The organism is Arthrobacter sp. efr-133-TYG-104, assembly GCF_030208915.1.
Taxonomy (GTDB): domain Bacteria; phylum Actinomycetota; class Actinomycetes; order Actinomycetales; family Micrococcaceae; genus Arthrobacter.
On record NZ_JARVTA010000008.1, the window covers coordinates 1 to 20,153 of the forward strand.

Here is a 20,153-nt window from a genome sequence, read left to right on the forward strand (position 1 = left end):
CCTCCACCCTGACCGACAACGGCATGGTCTACACCACCCGCCTCGCCGGCGGCCGCGGCGGCCGGAACGCCTTCGAAACCCTCATCGCGTCCGTGGGCATCACCCAAAAGAACGGCCGCCCCGGGCACCCGCAAACCCAAGGAAAAATCGAACGGTTCCACCAAACCCTCAAACGCTGGCTCACCGGGCAACCCCGCGCCCACACCCTGAAAGACCTCAACAAACAACTGGACACGTTCCGGAGATCTACAACCACGAAAGCCCCCACCGCGCCCTGGGCCGCCGAACGCCCGCCGCCGCCTACGCCGCGACACCCAAAGCAGCACCCGCCGGAGCGAAACAAGGAGACCACTGGCGCCGCCGCGTTGACCGCGTCGACAAATTCGGGAAACTCACCCTCCGCCACGCCGGACGCCTCCGCCACCTCGGCATCGGCCGCGCCCACGCCGGCACGCACGTCCTCATGCTCATCCACGACGCCGACGTCACCATCAGCAACGCAACCACCGGCGAGATCATCCGCGAACTCACCATCGACCCCACCAAGAACTACCAACCCAGAGAATCCGGACAAAGAAAAACACCCCGGTCCGAAGACCGGGGTGTAACCGATGACTCGACTCATCCGTGAAGGATGTCTCGACTCATCACACTTGTGGCAGATGAGGGATTCGAACCCCCGTAGGCGTTGCCAGCTGATTTACAGTCAGCCCCCTTTGGCCGCTCGGGTAATCTGCCGAACTTCAAAAGAAGATCACTTCCGGAGACCATTTCTTTCCGATCCGGTAACCGAAGGCAGAGACAACCTTACAGAACTTCCCGCGAAGAATCTAATCGGCAAACCCGGGCCTCGAGGCTACGGTATTTCAAGCCTGCCCGAGGATTCGGCCAGCAAGCCTCGCTTCGAACTTTTGGGCCTGCTCGGCGGTGATCTGGTTTAGCTGCACAGCACGGAGCAGATCAGTGTGGATGCCGTCCATTCGCGCGTCGGCGTTAGGGACGGGGCTGAGGACTATGGATGCCGCGACGGCGGCTGCAGCGACCACACTTGCTGCCGCTACTGCTGCCGTGCCGATAGAACCCGCTGCCGCAGAGGCGGACTTACCGACGTAACGGACGGCCTTGGTGCTCATGCTTACCTCCGGTTGTGCTCTTCAACTTGGTACAACTCTCCGGCCAGGTCCTCGGTTCCAGCCAAGCGTGTGCTGTGAGCGAACTGTGAAAGCTGTCCACCGCTCCAACAGTGGCCGTCCGTACTAGGCTGGATGCCAGACCAACCGCCCTTAAAGGGCCCCCAACCTAAGGAGAGTCATGGCAGGCGAATCCACGTTCGACGTCGTCAGCAAGGTAGACAAGCAAGAGGTCGCCAACGCGCTCAACCAGTCCCAGAAGGAGATCGCCCAGCGTTACGACTTCAAGGGCGTGGGCGCAGAGATCGATTTCAGCGGTGAAAAGATCCTGATGAAGGCCAACTCGGAGGACCGCGTACTCGCTGTCCTGGATGTGTTCCAGTCCAAGCTCATCAAACGCGGCATCTCACTGAAATCGTTGGAGCAGGGCGAACCGTTCCCCTCGGGCAAGGAGTTCCGCCTTGAGTGCTCCATCAAGGAGGGCATCGCCCAAGACATCGCGAAGAAGATCAACAAGATCATCCGCGATGAGGCCCCCAAGTCAGTAAAGTCCCAGATTCAGGGCGATGAACTGCGCGTCACCTCCAAGTCCCGCGATGACCTGCAGGAGACCATGAATATCCTGAAGAAGTTCGACGAAGCGGATCTTCAGTTCGTCAACTTCCGCAGCTAAGTCCGTTCCGCAGGCACCGAGGGTCGCAGCGAGCAATTGTGCTCCTGCGGCCCTCGTCGTCTCCTCAGCTACGCTCAGAATGTGCTGTCACCGTATGACGGTGACAACTGAACTACGCCCCGCAACCGGTGACAAGCTCGCCGACATCCACCAGTTCGCCGAAGACCTCCGATCCTCGGATAACCCGGACGAAGTCGCCGTCGGCCTCAAGCTCCTGCTCATCCTCAAGGGCAAAAACACATAGGTCGCCACGACGCAGCGCCCACACCCATCAGTGACTTCTTCATTACGTCACGAAAACTTTGCGTAATGACCACCACACAGTATTCTTTCTCATTAGGCGAGCCTAAGTACGGCTCCCCTTAGCGAAAGAATTGATCATGACCGCCAATTTCCTGATCGGCCTGCGCGAAGGCCTCGAGGCATCGCTCGTCGTTGTCCTCCTGATGACCTACCTCGTCAAAACAGGCAGGCAGTCTTTGATCCCGAGGCTATGGGCCGGCGTTGCCCTCGCCATCGCTGTATCCCTTGGATTCGGCGCCCTCCTGACCTTCGGTCCCCGCGGGCTGACCTTCGAGGCACAGGAGGCAATCGGTGGCGGCCTGTCCATAGTCGCTGTCGCCTTGGTGACCTGGATGGTCTTCTGGATGGCGCGCACGGCGCGCAGCCTGGGCGGCGAGTTGCGCTCGCACGTGGATAAGGCTGCCGACGGCGCCGCATGGGGACTTGTCTTAGTGGCAGCACTGGCCGTGGGCCGTGAAGGGCTGGAAACAGCTCTGTTCATTTGGGCCGCCGCGCAGTCCACCGGAGCAAGCACTCTTCCACTGTTGGGTGCATTGCTCGGTCTCTTGGCTGCCGCTGGCCTTGGGTACCTGCTGCACCGGGGAGTCCTGAAAGTGAACCTGGGCCGCTTTTTCACTTGGACCGGAGTTGGACTGATTATCATCGCCGGGGGCGTGTTGGCTTACGGCGTCCATGACCTGCAGGAAGCCGGCATCTTCCCCGGCCTGCACAGCCTGGCCTTCGACGTCTCAGCCGCCGTGCCGCCGTCGTCGTGGTACGGCACCTTGTTCAAAGGCACCCTGAACTTCTCCCCCGCAACCACTTGGCTCGAGGCCACGGTCTGGTTAATGTACGTCATTCCCGTGCTGTTCCTGTACATCCGCGCCAATAGGTCTCCTGCTGCGCAACCGGTACGCAGTCCGGCTGCCGCGGTCACCGCGCACCCCTGATCCCGTCCCGCTCACACTCGCTTCCCCTCGAACTTAAAGGACACGTCCATGCCTGGCACCCCCATGCCCGCTTCGCCCACATTCCGTAGAGTCCTTGCCGTGCTCGGCGTATCAGTCGCAGTGCCTTTGGTACTGACTGGTTGCACGGACAATGCCAAACCTGCGAGCGCAACTGGCGGCCCCATTCAGGTGAGCAGCACCGCAACCGAGTGCAAGGTATCCGCCAGCAGCGCCCCGAGTGGCACCCTGACGTTCTCTGTGAAGAACGACGGAACCGAAATCACCGAGTACTATCTGCTCGCCGAAGATGGCTTGCGCATCCTCGGCGAAGTGGAAAACATCGGGCCAGGCATCACCCGGAACCTGGTTGTCACGGTTTCCGCTGGCAAGTACACCACGGCGTGCAAGCCGGGGATGCAGGGGGACGGTATCCGCGGCGCCTTCGAGGTCACGGACTCGCGCAACAAGCCCAGCGTCAATGCCGACCACCAGAAACTCCTGGATACCGGGACCCAGCAGTACGCAGCCTACGTCAAGGACCAGAGCGATCAATTGCTGACGGGGACCAAAGACTTCGCGGCTGCCTTCGCTGCCGGAGACGCGGCCAAGGCGCGTAATCTCTATGCAGCCACGCGCATGCACTGGGAACGCATCGAACCAGTAGCGGGTTCCTTTTCTGATCTCGATCCGAAATTGGACGCCCGCGAGGCGGACCTTGAGCCGGGGCAGGAATGGACCGGCTGGCACCGGGCTGAAAAAGACCTGTTCCCACCCGCCGGGTACACACCTATGACGCAGGCGGAACGCCAGGCTGTCTCCACCAAGCTGGTCGCCAACACGGAGGATCTGGTCCAACGGACCCGGTCCGTGACGCTGACGGCGGACAAGCTCGGCAATGGCGCCAAGGAACTCCTCGATGAGGTGGCCACCGGTAAGGTCACCGGCGAGGAAGAGATCTGGTCGCACACCGACCTCTGGGATTTCCAAGCCAATGTTGACGGCGCCCGGATCGCCTTCGAAAGTCTCAAGCCTGCACTGAAGGAAAAGGATGCGGCTCTCGCCACCTCACTGGACGAGAAATTCACCGCCCTTCAAACAGAGCTGAAAAAGCACGCCAAGGTCGACGGCTTTGCCTACTACAACGAGCTCAGCAAGGACCAGGTGCAGCAGCTTGCGGCCTTGGTCGACGCGTTGGGCGAACCCCTCTCCAAGCTCACCGCTTCGGTGGTGCTGTGAGCGGCTGTCCTTTCGGACACACCGGGGAGGTTTCCGACGGCGGTGCAGCCGACGGCGGTGCAGCCGACGGCGGTGCAGCGAACGAACCTCGACGGACGAGCGGCTTTTCGCGCCGCGGTTTGCTGTCCATTGCGGGCATTGGCGGTGCCGGGGCCGTCGCCGGCCTGGCTGCCGGGTTTCTAGGCCACGACGCAGTCGCGGCCACATCGGCAGCAGCTACCGCGCCTGGCACCGATGCCGCCGTGGTGCCTTTCTTCGGCGACCATCAGGCCGGAATCACCACTCCCGCCCAGGACCGCCTCCACATGGCCGCTTTCGATGTAACCACCGAGGACCGCAAGGACCTGATCAAGCTCCTGCGTGATTGGACCGCCGCAGCGGAGGCCATGACTGCCGGCAAGCCCACCGGCGAGACTGGCGCCGTCGACGGACCGTACAACGCTCCGCCCGAGGACACCGGGGAGGCGCTGGATCTCGCCGCCGCACATTTGACCTTGACGTTTGGCTTTGGGGCGGGGCTTTTCGAGAAGGACGGCAAGGCCCGATTCGGCCTGGAGGGACGCCGCCCCGAAGCCCTGATCGATCTTCCGCACTTTCCTGGGGACGCTCTTCAGCCCGGGCGCACTGGCGGGGACATCGTCATCCAGGCCTGCGCCGACGACCCCCAAGTGGCAGTCCACGCCATCCGCAACCTGGCCCGGATCGGCTTCGGCAAGGTCCGGGTGCGCTGGTCGCAGTTGGGTTTTGGGCGCACTTCATCCACCTCAAGGGCGCAGGCGACACCCCGGAACCTCTTTGGCTTCAAGGACGGCACCAACAACCTCAAAGTGGAGGACAACTCCCTCGTGAACGACCATGTGTGGGTGGCTCCCGGTGATCGTGCCGGGGAGCAGTGGATGGCCGGGGGAAGCTACCTTGTGGCACGCCGGATCCAGATGCACATAGAGACGTGGGACAGGACGTCGCTTCGGGAACAGGAGGGTTTGATCGGTCGCACCAAGGGCACCGGGGCGCCCCTGTCCGGAGGCGACGAGTTCAGCGCTCCCGACTTCAAGCTCGCCGGGCGGGACGGAGTCCCCTTGGTCCCCCTTAACTCGCACATGCGTCTCGCCCATCCAGACCAGAACGACGGCGTACGGATGCTGCGCCGCGGTTACAACTTCACGGACGGCTCTGACGGCCTAGGCCACTTGGATGCGGGGTTGTTCTTCATCGCGTTCGTCAAGGATCCTCGGACCCACTACGTGCCCATGCAAGTGGCACTGGCCAAGGGCGACACCCTATCCGTGGACTACCTCAAACACACAGGCTCGGGGCTGTTCGCCGTGCCACCGGGCATTAAGCAGGGTGGCTTCATCGGCGAAGGCCTGTTCTCCTAACCCGGCGGGGGCTAACGGACCGCCATTCGCTCCAGACGGCTGATCCTTTCCTTCATGGGCGGATGCGTGGCAAAAATCCGCCGCATTCCGCCGCCACGGAATGGATCCGCGATCATGAGATGCGAAGCATTCACGAGGTTCTGGTCCTGCGGGAGAGGAATCTGTGTGACGCCGTTCTCGACCTTGCGCAGGGCCGAGGCAAGCGCCAGCGGATCGCCGGTCAACCGAGCTCCGTCCTCATCGGCGTCGTACTCCCGCGTGCGCGAGATGGCCATCTGGATCAAGGACGCGGCAAAAGGCGCCAACAGTGCCATTGCGATCATGGCGAGCGGGTTTGCGTTGCGACGGTCCCCGCCGCCGAAGAACAACAACATCTGCCCCACGGACGTGATGACCCCAGCCACCGCGGCGGCAACCGAAGATGTCAGGATGTCGCGGTTGTACACATGCATAAGCTCGTGGCCCAGCACGCCCCGGAGTTCCCGCGCGTCGAGCAAGTGCAGGATCCCTTCCGTGCAGCACACGGCGGCGTTCTTGGGGTTCCGGCCTGTGGCGAAGGCGTTGGGCGTCATGGTGGGCGAGAGGTAGATCCGCGGCATGGGTTGGTTGGCCCGCATCGAAAGCTCGCGGACGATCTGATAGAGCTGCGGGGCCTGCGCTTCGCTGACCGGATAGGCGGCCATGGAGCGAATCGCGATTTTATCGCTGTTCCAGTAGCCGTAAGCCGTGGTGGCCACACCCAGCAAGGCCATGATCCACAGCGGCGCGGCACTCCGCGTTCCGGCGCCGATGATGGCGCCCAGTCCCAGCAACACCGCCCATAGCACGCCAAAGAGTGCGGCGGTCTTGAGGCCGTTGTTGTGGTTTCGCACCGTTGTCATCGTCCCTTTCGTCGGTTCTCGCGTGGATTAGCTAATGACCTTAACGACGACGGCGGCCGTCCTGTTCCTACGGCGTCGGGTGTTTGGCATCGTACGCCGCAAATCCGGGCTGGATTCGCGCGGCCAGCAGGGCCAGGACCATGCAGACCATCCCTCCCGCGAGCAGCACCCCACCCTCGCTGAGGAATCGGGTGACCCCGCCGGCAACCAGGTCACCGATGCGTGGGCCACCGGCAACCACCACCACGAACACACCTTGCAGGCGCCCACGGAGATGGTCAGGCGTGGCCGACTGGAGAATGGTGGTTCGGAACACGGCGCTGACCGAATCCGCGATTCCGGCGAGCGCGCAGCAAAGAGCCGCGGGAATCAGCCAGGATGTCACGCCTCCACGCCCTGATTCACCGGCCAGGAGGACCACCAGGCCAAAGGCGGCGATGGAACCACCCCAGCCGATCACGGACCACACAACTGCGCTCCCTTGCCGTCGGACCCGTCCCAGCGGTCCCGAGAAGAGGCCCGCGAGAAATGCACCGACCGCCGTTGCCGCGAGGAGCACCCCTACTGTGGTTTCGCCGCCCCCGATCATCACGGCTCCGATAGCCGGCATCAGAGCGCGCGGCTGGGCGAAGATCATGGCGATGAGGTCGATGATGAAGGTCATGCGGACGTTGGGGCGTGTGCCGAGGAACCGGAATCCCTCCACCACTGAGCGAAGTCCCGGCCGGGCGGCGTCGTGGGATGGCGGCATGGCCGGGAGTCCCAAAAGGCCCCACAGCGCGAACGTGAAACTGATGACATCGATGGTGTAAGTCCAGCCGAAGCCGATGCTCGCTACCAGTACGCCTGCCAGCAATGGCCCGGCCGTCATCGAAAGGCCGAAGGTGAGCATGTTGAGCGCATTTGCAGCTGGAAGCAATTCCTTGCGGACCAACAGCGGGATGATCGCGCTGCGTGCGGGTCCGTTGATTCCCTGGGCGCCGCTCTGGATAGCTACCAACACGTAGAGGATCCAGATGTTGCCTAGGTGCAACCATGCCTGCAGCGCCAAACCCGCCGTGGATGCCCACAGGACCAGGGAAGCAATCAGTGCAACTTTCCGGCGGTCGTAGGCATCTGACACTGATCCGCCATACAGTCCCGCAACGACGAGGGGCACCAAGGCGAAGACGCCGAGCAAGCCGACATAGAGGCTCTGTTGGGTCAGCCGGTAGACCTCCAAACTGACAGCTACCAAGGTCAGTTGGGAACCGACGGCGGCTACGGACGCCCCCAGCCAGAGTCGTCGAAATGCGGGGCTCTCCTTGAGGGGGGTGATGTCCGCCAATAGTTTTGCCACCGTGTAAGCCTAATCAGCGCGCACCAGCCCGGGCCGCAGGACGAGCGGGTTAAACGGCAGGTTCTGGTTTGTTCACGCCAAGTTAGCCACGCCTTATTGTGAACTCCTAATAATAAGTGCTTCAATGAATGCATGACCGCACTCACAGCCGAACAGGAGACATGGGCCGCTGAGCTGCGTGCCCACGGCCGGCGAGTCACCAAACAGCGCCTGGCTGTGCTTGCAGCAGTCCAGCACCACCCGCACTCACCCGCCGAAGGAATACTCGCGGCCGCCCGCCAGGAGCTTCCGGAACTAACGGCGCAGTCCGTCTATGTGGTCCTCAGCGACCTGACTGACCTTGAGATGCTGCGCCGGTTCGAGCCACCGCATTCCCCCGCACTTTATGAAACCCGGGTGGGCGACAACCACCACCACGCCGTCTGTACCAGTTGCGGCCGTGTTGAAGACGTCGATTGCGCTGTGGGCCACGCACCGTGCCTCACGCCGCACTGGAGTGGGAACTCCAAGCCCATGACCATCCGGATCGCAGACGTCCTCTACCAAGGCATCTGCCAGGACTGCCAGTCCAAACAACAGCTTCCCGTAAACCTCACGTAACCAAGAAATAGAAAAAGGAGAACGATGACCGCGAATATCACGCCCGTTCAGTCGACCACCCAGTCCGGTGCCCCCGTCACCTCGGACGCTCACTCACAGTCCGTCGGCGCTGACGGTGCCATCATCCTGACTGACCACTACCTTGTGGAAAAGCTCGCCCAGTTCAACCGCGAGCGGGTCCCGGAGCGCGTAGTTCACGCCAAGGGCGGCGGAGCTTTCGGTACGTTCAAAACCACCTCGGACGTTTCCGCATACACCAAAGCAGCCTTCCTGCAGCCCGGCGTCGAGACGGATATGCTGATCCGTTTCTCCTCCGTCGCAGGCGAAAACGGCTCCCCGGACACGTGGCGCGACCCTCGCGGTTTCGCGGTGAAGTTCTACACCTCCGAGGGCAACTACGACCTCGTCGGCAACAACACACCGGTGTTCTTCATCCGCGACGGCATCAAGTTCCCGGACTTCATCCACTCCCAGAAGCGCCTCCCGGGCAGCCACCTGCGTGACGCCGATATGCAGTGGGACTTCTGGACGCTCTCCCCGGAGTCGGCGCACCAGGTGACCTGGCTCATGGGCGACCGCGGCCTTCCGGCTTCCTGGCGTGAAATGCAGGGCTACGGCTCGCACACGTACCAGTGGATCAACGAGGCCGGCGAGCGTTTCTGGGTCAAGTACCACTTCAAATCCAACCAGGGCGTGGACTCCATGACCGGAGACCAGGCAGAAGCACTTGCCGGCTCGGATGCAGACTTCTACATCCGCGACCTGCAGGAAAACATCGACGCCGGCAACTTCCCCTCGTGGGAACTGCACGTCCAGGTGATGCCGTATGAGGACGCCAAGACGTACCGGTTCAACCCGTTCGACCTCACCAAGGTGTGGCCGCACTCTGACTACCCGCTGATCCACGTGGGCACCATGGAACTGAACAAAAACCCGGAGAACTACTTCGCGCAGATCGAGCAGGCCACCTTCGCGCCGTCGAACTTCGTTCCGGGGATCGCTGCTTCACCGGACAAGATGCTGCAGGCCCGCATCTTCTCCTACGCAGACGCGCACCGTTACCGCGTGGGCACCAACCACGCACAGATCCCCGTGAACCAGCCGAAGAACGCTGTGCACAACTACAGCCAGGACGGCCAGGGCCGCTACCTGTTCAACGCACCCACCACTCCGGTATACGCGCCGAACTCAGTCGGTGGACCTGCAGCGGTGGAGCCCCTCTCCCCCGCCGGCGGCTGGGAGAATGATGGAGAACTGACCCTCTCCGCTCACACCCTGCACGCTGAGGACGACGACTTCGGCCAGGCCGGAACCTTGTACCGCGAGGTCTACGATGAAGCTGCCAAGGCCCGCTTCCTCGATACGATCACCGGTGCCGTCGGTGGCGTGAAGAGCGCCGATATCAAGGAACGCGCTATCCAGTACTGGACCAACGTCGACGCCGAACTCGGTGCCAAGCTGCGCGCCAACCTCGGTGCCGGCCAGACCACGTCCGACGCTGAAGCAGCCAACAAGCTCTAAGCTCTACGGCTTCTTGGGACACCCCGTCACGGAATCTCCGTGGCGGGGTGTCCCTTTTCTTTTTCCACATAGCCATAGCGGCCTATGGTTGTGGCGCGGCCCCGATCCATAGGATCTTCTCATGAGCACATTCGAGGGCATCCCGACCGCTGCATTCCGCTTCTACGCCGAGCTTGAAGAGAACAACAACCGCGAGTGGTGGTTGGAACACAAAAAGACGTACGACGACTGCGTGCGGGGTCCGTTGGCAGCTCTTCTTGCGGAGTTGGAGCCGGAGTTCGGGGCAGCCAAAATTTTTCGTCCCAATCGGGACGTCAGGTTTTCGCAGGACAAGTCTCCGTACAAGACGGCACAGGGAGCTTTCGCTGCGATCCAGGAGGGCGTGGGCTATTACCTCCAGGTCAGCGCTGACGGTCTGTTGGTGGGCGGCGGATACCATTCCCACACACCAGCCCAACTGACGCGCTTCAGGGCCGCAGTTGACGCTCCGGACAGTGGCTTGGAGTTGGAGCACATCATGGACTCCGTGACCTCAGCCGGGTTTACCGTCGAGGGCGAAAAACTCAAAACCGTTCCCCGCGGTTTCGACAAAGACCACCCCCGGGGTGAGCTGCTCAAACATAAGACGCTATCTGCCCGTGAGCATCTGGGAGAGCCTGCCTGGGTCTCGACGGACGCTGCGGTGGAACACGTCGCCGCTCGTTGGGAAGCGCTCAAGCCCCTGGTGCAATGGGTCAGCGTTCATGCCGCTCCCTAACGGGAGGCAACCCGGCAAGAGTGCATGAAAGAGCGCCCGGAACCATCCGTTCCGGGCGCTCCAAAAGCACTGAGGCGTTAGCTGTCCGACAGGCAGCTAGGGGGGGTTCAGACCTTGGTGTAGCTGCTGTCCGTGGACCCACCGCTTGTTTCGGCATCGTAGGCAGCGCCACCACCGGGAGCGTTAACCGCGGCTTTTGCCGAGGCGAACTTCTCATTGAGCCTCGAATGGCGTTGTCCGTAGGAGAAGTAGATGACGATGCCAATGACCAACCAGATGGCGAAGAAAATCCACGTCTCAACAGCGAGGTTTGTCATCAGGTACACGCACAGGACCGCAGAAACCCATGGGAGCACCTTACCCAAGGGGACCCTGAACGCGGGCTTGAGGTCGGGACGCTTTTTGCGGAGGACAAGGATGCCAAGGCTGACCATCACGAACGCGGACAGTGTCCCGATGTTGATCATTTCTTCCAACAGATCCACGTTCGTCAGCCCGGCCACCAAGGCAACGGCACCGCCGCAAATGATCTGCAGGCGCGCGGGGGTGGATCGTTTGGCGCTGGTCTTCGAAAGGGCACGGGGCAACAATCCGTCCCGGCTCATTGCCAGGACCACACGTGAGAGGCCCATAAGAAGCACCATGATCACCGTGGTCAGGCCTATCAACGAGCCAAAAGCGATGACCTTGGCGGCATCGGTGTTACCTACGGCCTCGAAAGCCGTAGTCAGGGTGGGGTTCTTTTCCTGGGCCAGCTGGGCGTAGGAAACCATGCCGGTGAGGGCAAGCGAGACCAGGATGTAGAGCAGGGTGACCACAGCCAGGCCGCTGAAGATCCCTCGCGGCAAGGTCTTCTGCGGATTCTTGACCTCCTCGGCGGAAGTCGCCACGACGTCGAAGCCAATGAACGCGAAGAACACCAGCGCAGCACCAGCAAAGATGCCTAAGGTTCCGTATTGGGCGGGGACCGCGCCAGTGAGGAAACCAAAGAAGGACTGCTTCATCACGTCGCCTGCACCAGCTCCGGCGGTCGGCTGCGAGGCGGGAACGAAGGGCGTGAAGTTGGAGAACTTGACGTAGCTGAAGCCCACGATGATCACAAAGAGCACCACGGCGATCTTGATGATCGTGAAGACATTGCCCACGCGTGCGGACAACTTGGTCCCCAGGACCAGCAGGACGGTAAAGATTGCGACGATGAGGAACGCACCCCAGTAGAGGTCGACGCCGCCGACGTTCAACGCCGGCGGAACGTCAACACCCATCAAGGCAAAAACCTTGCTGAGGTAGATCCCCCAATATTTGGCGATCACTGCCGCGGCGGTAAACAGTTCCAGGATGAGGTTCCAGCCAATGATCCACGCGAGCACTTCACCCATGGTCGCGTAGGTGAACACATACGCGGAGCCGGCCACCGGGATCGCCGTGGCGAATTCCGCGTAGCACATGATGGCCAGGGCACACGTAACAGCAGCGATGGCAAAGGAGATCGTGACGGCCGGACCGGCAAAGTTCGCTGCGGCTTTGGCCCCAACGGAGAATATCCCGGCGCCAACCGCAACGGCCACGCCCATAATCATCAAGTCCCAGGTACTGAGGCTGCGCTTGAGCTTACGCCCGGGCTCATCGGCGTCGGCGATCGATTGCTCGATCGACTTGGTCCTGAAAATGTTCATAAAGGTGCCACATTCTGGAGGAGGCTGGTGATGGACTCATCAAGAATAGTGTCCGGCCAATGGACGGCCCCAGTTATTCCAGATACTGAGACGCCCGGATAGTCGTTACCCAATAGCCGATTCACGGCCCCTCGTCACATCCCAGGAACATTCCAATCCATCAGGGTAGACCTGATGAGGAACCGTTTGCCCTCGGGTGCCTCAACCGAAAACCCGCTTCCCCTGCCAAGGACCACGTCCACGGTGAGGTGGGTGTGCGACCAATAGGCGAATTGTTCCTTGGACATCCAGAATTCCAGCGGCTGCGGTTCCTGAACCGATCCGACGTCGAACCTTCCGAGGAGGACATCGGAGTCCCCGGTGAGGAATTCCCCGGCGGGAAAGCACATCGGGGACGAGCCGTCGCAACAGCCCCCGGACTGATGAAACATCAGTGGCCCGTGCTGGAGCCACAGTTTACGTAGGAGCTCCACGGCCGCCGCGGTGAGCGCCACCCGGGAGAAATCCTCCCCGGGCAACGTCACCGCAGCGTCCAAGCTGGGGTTGTTCATGGTGAACCTTCCCTGGTGGCTGGCTCCTAGAAGAAGCCGAGCTTGTTCTCGTTGTAGCTGACCAGGAGGTTCTTGGTCTGCTGGTAGTGGTCCAGCATCATGGCGTGGTTTTCACGGCCGATGCCCGAGGATTTGTATCCGCCGAAGGCAGCGCCGGCCGGGTAGGCGTGGTAGTTGTTGATCCACACGCGGCCGGCCTGGATTTCCCGTCCGGCCCTGTAAGCGACGTTTCCGTCGCGCGACCAAACACCTGCGCCAAGCCCGTACAGGGTGTCGTTGGCGATACCGATGGCGTCGTTGTAATCGCTGAATTTAGTAACGGACACCACCGGACCAAAAATCTCTTCCTGGAAGATGCGCATCCGGTTGTGGCCTTCGAAGATGGTGGGCTGGACGTAGTAGCCCTCGCCCAGTTCACCGGAGAGTTCGGCCCGCGCGCCGCCTGTGAGGATCTTGGCGCCTTCCTGCTTTCCGATGTCGATGTAGGAGAGGATCTTCTCGAGCTGGTCGTTGGACGCCTGGGCACCCACCTGCGTGTCAGTGTCCAGCGGGTTGCCTTGGATGATTTTCTGCGTCCGGGCGATGACGTCGGCCATGAACGAATCGTAAATTCCCTCTTGGACCAGCGCGCGGGAGGGGCAGGTGCACACCTCACCTTGGTTGAAGGCGAAGAGCGTGAAGCCTTCCTGGGCTTTGTCGTAGAAGGCATCGTCCCGGGCTGCGACGTCGTCAAAGAAGATGTTAGGGCTCTTACCGCCCAGTTCCAAGGTGACAGGAATGAGGTTGTTGGATGCATATTGGCTGATGAGGCGCCCTGTGGTGGTCTCGCCCGTGAAGGCGATCTTGCGGATGCGCGGGCTCGAAGCCAACGGCTTTCCGGCTTCAACCCCGAAGCCATTGACGACGTTCACCACGCCCGCAGGCAGAAGACCGCTGATCAGTTCCATCAGGACAAGGATGGACGACGGCGTCTGCTCGGCCGGCTTGAGCACCACGGCATTGCCGGCTGCCAAGGCCGGAGCCAGCTTCCACACGGCCATGAGGATGGGAAAGTTCCACGGAATGATCTGGCCCACCACGCCCAACGGTTCCTTGAAGTGGTACGCCGTGGTGTCCTCGTCGAGCTGGGAAAGGTGGCCTTCCTGGGCACGAACGGCTGCGGCGAAGTAGCGGAAGTGGTCGGCGGCCAAGGGGATATCGGCATTGAGCGTTTCACGGATGGGCTTGCCGTTGTCCCACGTTTCCGCAACGGCGAGCATCTCCACATTCTCGTCGATACGGTCGGCAATCTTGTTGAGAATGGCCGCGCGTTCGGTGGCCGAGGTCTTCCCCCAAGAAGGCGCGACTTTGTGGGCGGCGTCCAGGGCCAGTTCGATGTCCTCGGACGTTCCACGGGCAACCTCGCAGAACGCCTTGCCGGTCACCGGTGTGATGTTCTCAAAGTAGGCACCCTTGACCGGGGCAACCCACTCGCCGCCAATCCAGTTCTCGTACCGGTCCTTGAAGGTAACCTTCGAACCCTCGGCACCTGGCTGGGCGTAAACGGTCATTGCTAGCTCCTTTGCTGCGAATCACGGTGGCTGTCGCCGTTAATCCGAGCCTAGGAGCCGCTACGTTGCAGCTACGTTGCAACCTTGTGAGCCAGCTCACTGTCGATGCGTTCGAGGTCAATGACGACGGCGGCGCGGCGAGGCGAGCGCGGCGGCAGCAGCCTGAGGAGGGCAAGGCGGAGGTCGACGTCGTACTTCGCCTCGGGCAGTTCAGCGTACTTGAGGAGCGAATCGACGCTACCGTCACTGAGCAACGCTTCGCGCAGCACGTGGGAGAGGCGCTCGCGCAAGTGCACGACGCCGGGCGCCTCCGAACGCGGCAGGACAGCACCTTTGTAGATTTCCAAGGCGATGCGGTGCGCGCCTCGCTGCAGGCAGTTCAGTACTTGCCCGGAGTCAGGAAGCAACTCGACGGGCAGCCGGTAGGGCCGTGACTCGGGAACCGCATCCGGGCTGAGCTGGTGGAGGACCTTGCGCAGACGTACCATCTCGGCGCGAAGTGTCGCCGGGGATCCACCACTTGGATAGAGCTCGGCGCACAAGTCCTCTGCGCTGAGACCGCCAGGGTGGCTGGAAAGGACGGCCAGGAGCTCGCTGTGCCGTGCCGACAGGGAAACAGTCCGGCCCGCAATGCTGAGCAGGGCTTGGTCCCGTCCGAGCAACTGGAGGCTGTTCCGATACAAGGCCTGATTCGGAGTCGGCAGCGCGCTGCGGCGACGCGGCGTGTCCCGAACAGCCGCGGCACGCTGCAGGCGTTCGATGCGAAGCTGCGCCTGGGCTGCAGCAACAGTTGCCTCCACTAAGGACACCGTGTGTGGTGCCACGGCGATATCCGTACCGGTGATGTCCACAACACCCAGCACAGCTCCGGAATCGGGGTCATGGAAGGGCACCGCGGTGCAGCTCCAGGCATGGGCAGACCTCTTGAAGTGTTCCGCGCCGGAGATCTGGATGCTGCGGTCCAAGGCAAGGGCCGTACCGGGCGCGCTGGTCCCAACGGATGCTTCTGACCAGTCGGATCCGGCGACGAACATCATCCCTTCGGCACGCCGCTGCATCGCAGGGTCACCGTCCACCCACAAGAGCCGGCCAACGTCGTCGCCCACTGCCACCAAGAGGCCGCTGTCATGGCTGGGCTGGACCAGGAGTTTCCTGATGACCGGCATGATGGCAGCCAACGGATGATGCTGGCGGTACTGCTCCAGCTCATCGCTGTCCATGGCGAGGGGTGCTTCGGCGACGTCTGGATTGGCCTTCAGGCTGGCCGAACGCTGCCAGGATTCGCGGACCAATCGGCGCAGGCCGGAGAGTTCGGTGGATGAGTTGGAGCGCAGAATGTCCAAGTGTTCGTGGCCGGCCAAGGCACGCTTTTGCAACAGCTTCCCGGCATCGCTACCGGCAACTGCAGGATGGACTGAATTCTTCATGGAACTCCCGTAGTGCGCTGCGCAGGTGGTGCGCGGCACAGTACCCAGGAGTCTAGTTCGTTACCGGGAGATTGTCAGCCACGCGAAATTCTGATCATGTCCTCACGTGGAACAACTTTGATGCGCTCACGAACCACACCGTCCGGGTTTTCATCCGAAGCCGACCAGGAAGCACCCAACGCGGTTTCGTGGGCATCGAGCCGGTTCCAGCCCTCCCAGGTGGTGTACTCAATCCCGCGATCATCCAAAAGATCGATGATCGCCTGCGGGTCGGGGTTCTGGGCGGGTGGCAGGTTCAGCCGGTCTTCCAACAGGAATCCAACAGTCTCCAAGGCATCTCCCTTGGTATGCCCGATCAGGCCCACGGGCCCGCGTTTGATCCAGCCAGTGGCATAGATGCCGGGCATGTGGTTTCCGTCGGCATCCAGGACGCGTCCGCCGTCGTTCGGTATGACGCCACGGCGGGTATCGTACTCAAGCTCTTCCAGCGGCGAACCGTGGTAGCCAATGGCACGGTACACGGACTGGACCGGGTATTCGATGAACTCCCCCGTGCCCTTGACGTTTCCGGTGCCATCCAACTGCATGCGCTCGAACTTCATTCCAGCCACCTTTCCCGGGGTCTCAGGCGAGTCCACGATTTCAGCTGGGCTGTGCAGGAAATGAAGGTGCAGGCGGCGGGAGGACGGCTGCTCTGACTCCGTGTGTTCTTCAACGAGCCAGTTGGTCATGGTGTTGACCATGGTTTTGATCTGATTGTTGGTGCGTATCGCTTCGTCGGAGGCGTCGTCGAACTCGAAGTCCTCCGGGTACAGCACGATGTCCACGTCCTTGCAGTGCGAAAGCTCGCGCAGCTCCAAGGGTGTGAACTTAACCTGCGCGGGACCTCGACGGCCAAAGACGTGGACGTCGGTGACCGGGGACTTCTTGAGCCCGGCGTAGACGTTGTCCGGAATCTCCGTGACCAGCAACTCTTCAGGATGCTTGACCAGCATGCGGGCTACGTCCAAGGCCACGTTGCCATTGCCGATCACCGCAACTTCCTTGGCATCCAGTGGCCAATCCCGGGGAACGTCCGGATGGCCGTCATACCAGGACACAAAATCCGCTCCACCAAAAGATCCCTCAAGCTCGACGCCGGGAATCTTCAGGTCTGCGTCCTTGATGGCACCGGTGGAGAAGATCACTGCGTCATAGAAAGCACGGAAGTCATGGAGGGTGAGGTCCCGGCCATATGTGACGTTGCCCAGGAACCTGATATCGCCGCGGTCCAGCACTTTATGCAGCGCGTTAACGATGCCCTTGATTCGCGGATGGTCAGGCGCAACGCCATACCGGATCAAGCCATACGGTGCGGGATAAGCCTCGAAGAGGTCGATGCTGACCTCCACGCGGCCTTCTTTGACCTCCGTGGACTTGGTCAAGATGTCCGCCGCATAGACACCGGCGGGGCCGGCACCGATGATCGCAACGCGAAGCGGCCGTTGGGGAGTGTTATCGGTTGAGTTGGACACCGTTAGCCCTTCCGAAGCAGTGAGCCACGCCGCCGTAGGGGCGTGCAGACTCCAATTCTAGGGGTCTGCTCCGCGCCGGGCCGCTTATATGGCAAGAGTCACGGCATTTCATCAACAGCCCTGTTACATTGCGGAATATTGCGCGGTCCGGCTCTGTTGCCGACAGTGTGTCTACACCGGATCAGATAGCTTCCAGCCCACCTTCCACCACGCAACCCACGACGCCGGGTGCCCGCCCGGGTACGGCGGGCAAAGCCGGCGGTGCCGGTACCTCAGGCAAACCCGTGCGTAGCGAGTCGACGGCGGGGATCCTGTTCGGCATCGGCGCGTACGGCCTGTGGGGTCTCCTTCCCCTCTATTTCTTCATTCTTCAGCCCGCCGGGGCCCTTGAGATCGTGGCCAACCGCGTTGTCTGGTCGCTGATTTTCTGCGCACTTCTGATCACGGTCACGCGGGCTTGGAAGGCCCTGGGTAATGCGCTCAGGGACCGTTCCGTGTTTGGCCCCCTTGCCGTGGCCGCGGTGCTGATTGCCATTAACTGGCTGACCTACACCTTCGGAGTCACTACAGGGCACGCCGTTGAAACGTCCTTGGGCTACTTCATCAACCCGCTGGTGTCGGTGCTGCTCGGCGTCTTCGTCCTGAAGGAAAAGCTTCGCCGCCTGCAGTGGGCCGCTGTGGTCATCGGTTTCCTGGCCGTGGGCGTGTTGACGTTCTCTTACGGGCAGCTGCCGTGGATCGCCTTGATCCTTGCCTTCAGCTTTGGCTTGTACGGCTTCGTCAAAAAGCGGGTGGGCCCAAAGGTGGACGCACTGACCAGCCTGTCGGTGGAGACGGTGGTTCTGGCGCCCTTCGCAGCGATCACCATGGTGGTTCTGGGAAGCTCCGTTGCTGCGACGCTCACTTCGATGGGCCCGGGACATTTCTGGCTGCTCCTGGCATCGGGCGTCATCACCGCGGTGCCGTTGTTGTTCTTCGGTGCTTCTGCCCGTCGGTTGCCCATGACCACGATCGGGCTGCTCCAGTATTTTGCGCCGATCCTTCAGTTCATTGTGGCGCTGACGGTGTTCAACGAAACCATGACGGCCGCGCGCTGGATCGGCTTTGGCGTGGTGTGGCTGGCCTTGGTGTTGCTGACGGTGGACATGCTTCGTGTAACGCGGAACAACTCGGCGTTGAAGAAGCGCTCCCGGCTGGCAGCGGCTGGTGCGTAGGATTTGAGTATTTAAAGCGAGAGAGGGCCGGGTTCACGAATGAACCCGGCCCTCCTCTTGCGTGGTGCAGCTTATGCGTTGGCCTTGATGGCCGCAGCGAGAACTTCGAGGCCGTCGATGAGCAGCTCGTCGCTGATCACCAGCGGCGGGAGCAAGCGGATCACGTTGCCGTAGGTGCCGCAGGTCAGGATGATGACGCCTTCCTTGAGGCACGCGGCGGCTACTGCCTTGGTGAGCTCGGCGTTCGGCTCTTTGGAGCCGGGCTGTACGAGTTCGATGGCCAGCATGGCGCCACGGCCGCGGACATCTCCAATCGCGGAAACTTCAGATGCCAGTTCGCGGAGCTTGCCCAGGGCCAGCTCTTCGATGTGGCGTGCACGGCCGTTGAGGTCATGCTGCTCCATGGTGCCAATTGCGGCGATGGCTGCAGCACAAGCAACCGGGTTGCCACCGTAGGTGCCGCCGAGGCCGCCCGGGTGAACGGCGTCGAGCAGGTCTGCGCGGCCGGTGATGGCGGACAGTGGGAGGCCGCCGGCGATGCCCTTGGCCATGGTGATGATGTCCGGGACAACACCTTCGTGGTCAACGGCGAACCATTCACCCGTGCGGCAGAAGCCGGACTGGACTTCGTCAGCAATGAAGACGATGCCCTTTTCCTTGGCCCAAGCGGCCAGTGCCGGGAGGAAGCCTTCGGCCGGGACGATGAAGCCGCCCTCGCCCTGGATCGGTTCGATGATGATCGCGGCAACCTGGTCGCCACCGATCTGCTTCTCGATCATGGTGATGGCGCGCTTGGCGGCCTCGGCACCGGTGATCTCCGGGTTCTCTTCACGGAACGGGTAGCTCATGGGCATGCGGTAGACCTCGGGCGCGAAGGGGCCGAAGTTGGTCTTGTACGGCATGGCCTTGGCGGTCAGTGCCATGGTCAGGTTGGTGCGGCCGTGGTAGGCGTGGTCGAAAGCTACGACGGCGTCGCGGCCGGTGGCCAAGCGTGCCACCTTGACGGCGTTCTCAACAGCTTCGGCACCGGAGTTGAACAGCACAGTGCGCTTGGCGTGGTCGCCCGGGGTGAGGCGGTTGAGCTGCTCGGCGACGGCGACGTAGCCCTCGTATGGGGTCACCATGAAGCAAGTGTGCGTGAAGTGCGCGGCGGCTTCCTGGACAGCGGCGACGACGGCGGGATCGGACGCGCCGACGCTGGTCACGGCGATGCCCGAACCGAGGTCGATGAAGGAGTTGCCGTCGACGTCGCGGATGATGCCGCCGTCGGCGTCTTCAACGTAGACGGGGACGCCGGAGGCGACGCCGGCCGCAACGACGGCGGAGCGGCGCTCGGCCAGTGCCTGCGACTTGGGCCCGGGGAAAGCGCCGTTGATGTTGCGCTTCTGCTCGATGCGGTACGAGAGTTCGTTCGCGGTAGTAGTCATGAGGTTGCCTTTCTGGGAATTTCGTACGGTTACGCGGCTGCGTTAT

At 62.1% G+C, this 20,153-nt stretch carries 18 protein-coding genes, 1 tRNA gene and 1 pseudogene; 10 read left to right on the forward strand and 10 right to left on the reverse strand.

Annotated features, from left to right (window positions below; all coding sequences use genetic code 11):
• Nucleotides 1–631, forward strand: a pseudogene (locus tag QRN04_RS07640) (integrase core domain-containing protein); the annotation flags it as partial.
• Between the two features lie 25 nt (nucleotides 632–656).
• On the opposite strand, the gene QRN04_RS07645 reads toward QRN04_RS07640, so the two are convergent.
• Nucleotides 657–738, reverse strand: a tRNA-Tyr gene (locus tag QRN04_RS07645).
• A gap of 128 nt (nucleotides 739–866) precedes the next feature.
• Complete coding sequence (locus QRN04_RS07650; protein WP_284975419.1) at nucleotides 867–1,133, reverse strand: hypothetical protein; 267 nt, start codon at nucleotides 1,131–1,133, stop codon at nucleotides 867–869.
• A 178-nt stretch (nucleotides 1,134–1,311) separates the two neighbouring features.
• Between QRN04_RS07650 and QRN04_RS07655 the strand changes: the two genes are divergently transcribed.
• The 5 genes from QRN04_RS07655 (at nucleotide 1,312) to efeB (ending at nucleotide 5,650) form a co-directional block, all read left to right on the forward strand.
• On the forward strand, nucleotides 1,312–1,803 hold the full coding sequence (locus QRN04_RS07655; RefSeq protein ID WP_284975420.1) for a YajQ family cyclic di-GMP-binding protein: 492 nt from the start codon (nucleotides 1,312–1,314) through the stop codon (nucleotides 1,801–1,803).
• A gap of 100 nt (nucleotides 1,804–1,903) precedes the next feature.
• Nucleotides 1,904–2,047, forward strand: a complete 144-nt coding sequence (locus tag QRN04_RS07660) for a hypothetical protein (RefSeq protein WP_284975421.1) — start codon at nucleotides 1,904–1,906, stop codon at nucleotides 2,045–2,047.
• A gap of 136 nt (nucleotides 2,048–2,183) precedes the next feature.
• Nucleotides 2,184–3,035, forward strand: a complete 852-nt coding sequence (gene efeU / locus QRN04_RS07665; RefSeq protein WP_284975422.1) for an iron uptake transporter permease EfeU — start codon at nucleotides 2,184–2,186, stop codon at nucleotides 3,033–3,035.
• Nucleotides 3,036–3,083: 48 nt separating this feature from the next.
• A complete protein-coding gene (gene efeO / locus QRN04_RS07670) occupies nucleotides 3,084–4,271 on the forward strand; it encodes an iron uptake system protein EfeO (RefSeq protein WP_284975423.1) in 1,188 nt (395 codons plus the stop codon).
• Nucleotides 4,268–5,650, forward strand: coding sequence for an iron uptake transporter deferrochelatase/peroxidase subunit (gene efeB / locus QRN04_RS07675; protein WP_284975424.1), 1,383 nt, complete (start codon nucleotides 4,268–4,270; stop codon nucleotides 5,648–5,650). The genes efeO and efeB overlap by 4 nt, the downstream gene beginning before the upstream one ends.
• 11 nt (nucleotides 5,651–5,661) lie before the next feature.
• Here the strand turns inward: efeB and htpX are convergent, their stop codons facing one another.
• Nucleotides 5,662–6,522: a zinc metalloprotease HtpX gene (gene htpX, locus QRN04_RS07680; protein WP_284975594.1), complete on the reverse strand. Its 861-nt coding sequence runs from the start codon at nucleotides 6,520–6,522 to the stop codon at nucleotides 5,662–5,664.
• A gap of 76 nt (nucleotides 6,523–6,598) precedes the next feature.
• Complete coding sequence (locus QRN04_RS07685) at nucleotides 6,599–7,870, reverse strand: MFS transporter (RefSeq protein WP_284975425.1); 1,272 nt, start codon at nucleotides 7,868–7,870, stop codon at nucleotides 6,599–6,601.
• 132 nt (nucleotides 7,871–8,002) lie between these two features.
• Here QRN04_RS07685 and QRN04_RS07690 point away from each other — a divergent pair, with 132 nt between their 5' ends.
• From QRN04_RS07690 to QRN04_RS07700, 3 genes are all read left to right on the forward strand, one after another.
• Nucleotides 8,003–8,470 carry a Fur family transcriptional regulator gene (locus tag QRN04_RS07690; RefSeq protein WP_284975426.1) on the forward strand — a complete coding sequence of 156 codons (468 nt, stop codon included), beginning with the start codon at nucleotides 8,003–8,005 and terminating at the stop codon, nucleotides 8,468–8,470.
• A gap of 24 nt (nucleotides 8,471–8,494) precedes the next feature.
• Complete coding sequence (locus QRN04_RS07695; RefSeq protein WP_502868768.1) at nucleotides 8,495–9,991, forward strand: catalase; 1,497 nt, start codon at nucleotides 8,495–8,497, stop codon at nucleotides 9,989–9,991.
• A 121-nt stretch (nucleotides 9,992–10,112) separates the two neighbouring features.
• Entirely contained in the window at nucleotides 10,113–10,748 is a 636-nt protein-coding gene (locus QRN04_RS07700) for a DUF2461 domain-containing protein (RefSeq protein ID WP_284975427.1), read from the forward strand.
• Between the two features lie 107 nt (nucleotides 10,749–10,855).
• Here QRN04_RS07700 and QRN04_RS07705 read toward each other — a convergent pair whose 3' ends face one another.
• The 5 genes from QRN04_RS07705 to QRN04_RS07725 all read right to left on the reverse strand — a co-directional run bounded on the left by QRN04_RS07705 (nucleotide 10,856) and on the right by QRN04_RS07725 (nucleotide 17,466).
• A complete protein-coding gene (locus QRN04_RS07705; protein WP_284975428.1) occupies nucleotides 10,856–12,424 on the reverse strand; it encodes an amino acid permease in 1,569 nt (522 codons plus the stop codon).
• 134 nt (nucleotides 12,425–12,558) lie between these two features.
• A complete protein-coding gene (locus QRN04_RS07710) occupies nucleotides 12,559–12,975 on the reverse strand; it encodes a DUF779 domain-containing protein (protein ID WP_284975429.1) in 417 nt (138 codons plus the stop codon).
• 26 nt (nucleotides 12,976–13,001) lie between these two features.
• Complete coding sequence (gene exaC / locus QRN04_RS07715) at nucleotides 13,002–14,525, reverse strand: acetaldehyde dehydrogenase ExaC (RefSeq protein WP_284975430.1); 1,524 nt, start codon at nucleotides 14,523–14,525, stop codon at nucleotides 13,002–13,004.
• Nucleotides 14,526–14,596: 71 nt separating this feature from the next.
• Nucleotides 14,597–15,952 carry a sigma-54-dependent transcriptional regulator family protein gene (locus QRN04_RS07720; protein ID WP_284975431.1) on the reverse strand — a complete coding sequence of 452 codons (1,356 nt, stop codon included), beginning with the start codon at nucleotides 15,950–15,952 and terminating at the stop codon, nucleotides 14,597–14,599.
• 74 nt (nucleotides 15,953–16,026) lie between these two features.
• Nucleotides 16,027–17,466, reverse strand: coding sequence for an FAD-dependent oxidoreductase (locus tag QRN04_RS07725; RefSeq protein ID WP_284975432.1), 1,440 nt, complete (start codon nucleotides 17,464–17,466; stop codon nucleotides 16,027–16,029).
• Nucleotides 17,467–17,594: 128 nt separating this feature from the next.
• Here QRN04_RS07725 and rarD point away from each other — a divergent pair, with 128 nt between their 5' ends.
• Nucleotides 17,595–18,680: an EamA family transporter RarD gene (gene rarD, locus QRN04_RS07730; RefSeq protein WP_284975433.1), complete on the forward strand. Its 1,086-nt coding sequence runs from the start codon at nucleotides 17,595–17,597 to the stop codon at nucleotides 18,678–18,680.
• A 71-nt stretch (nucleotides 18,681–18,751) separates the two neighbouring features.
• Here the strand turns inward: rarD and gabT are convergent, their stop codons facing one another.
• Complete coding sequence (gene gabT / locus QRN04_RS07735) at nucleotides 18,752–20,107, reverse strand: 4-aminobutyrate--2-oxoglutarate transaminase (protein ID WP_284975434.1); 1,356 nt, start codon at nucleotides 20,105–20,107, stop codon at nucleotides 18,752–18,754.
• Between the last annotated feature and the right edge of the window lie 46 nt (nucleotides 20,108–20,153).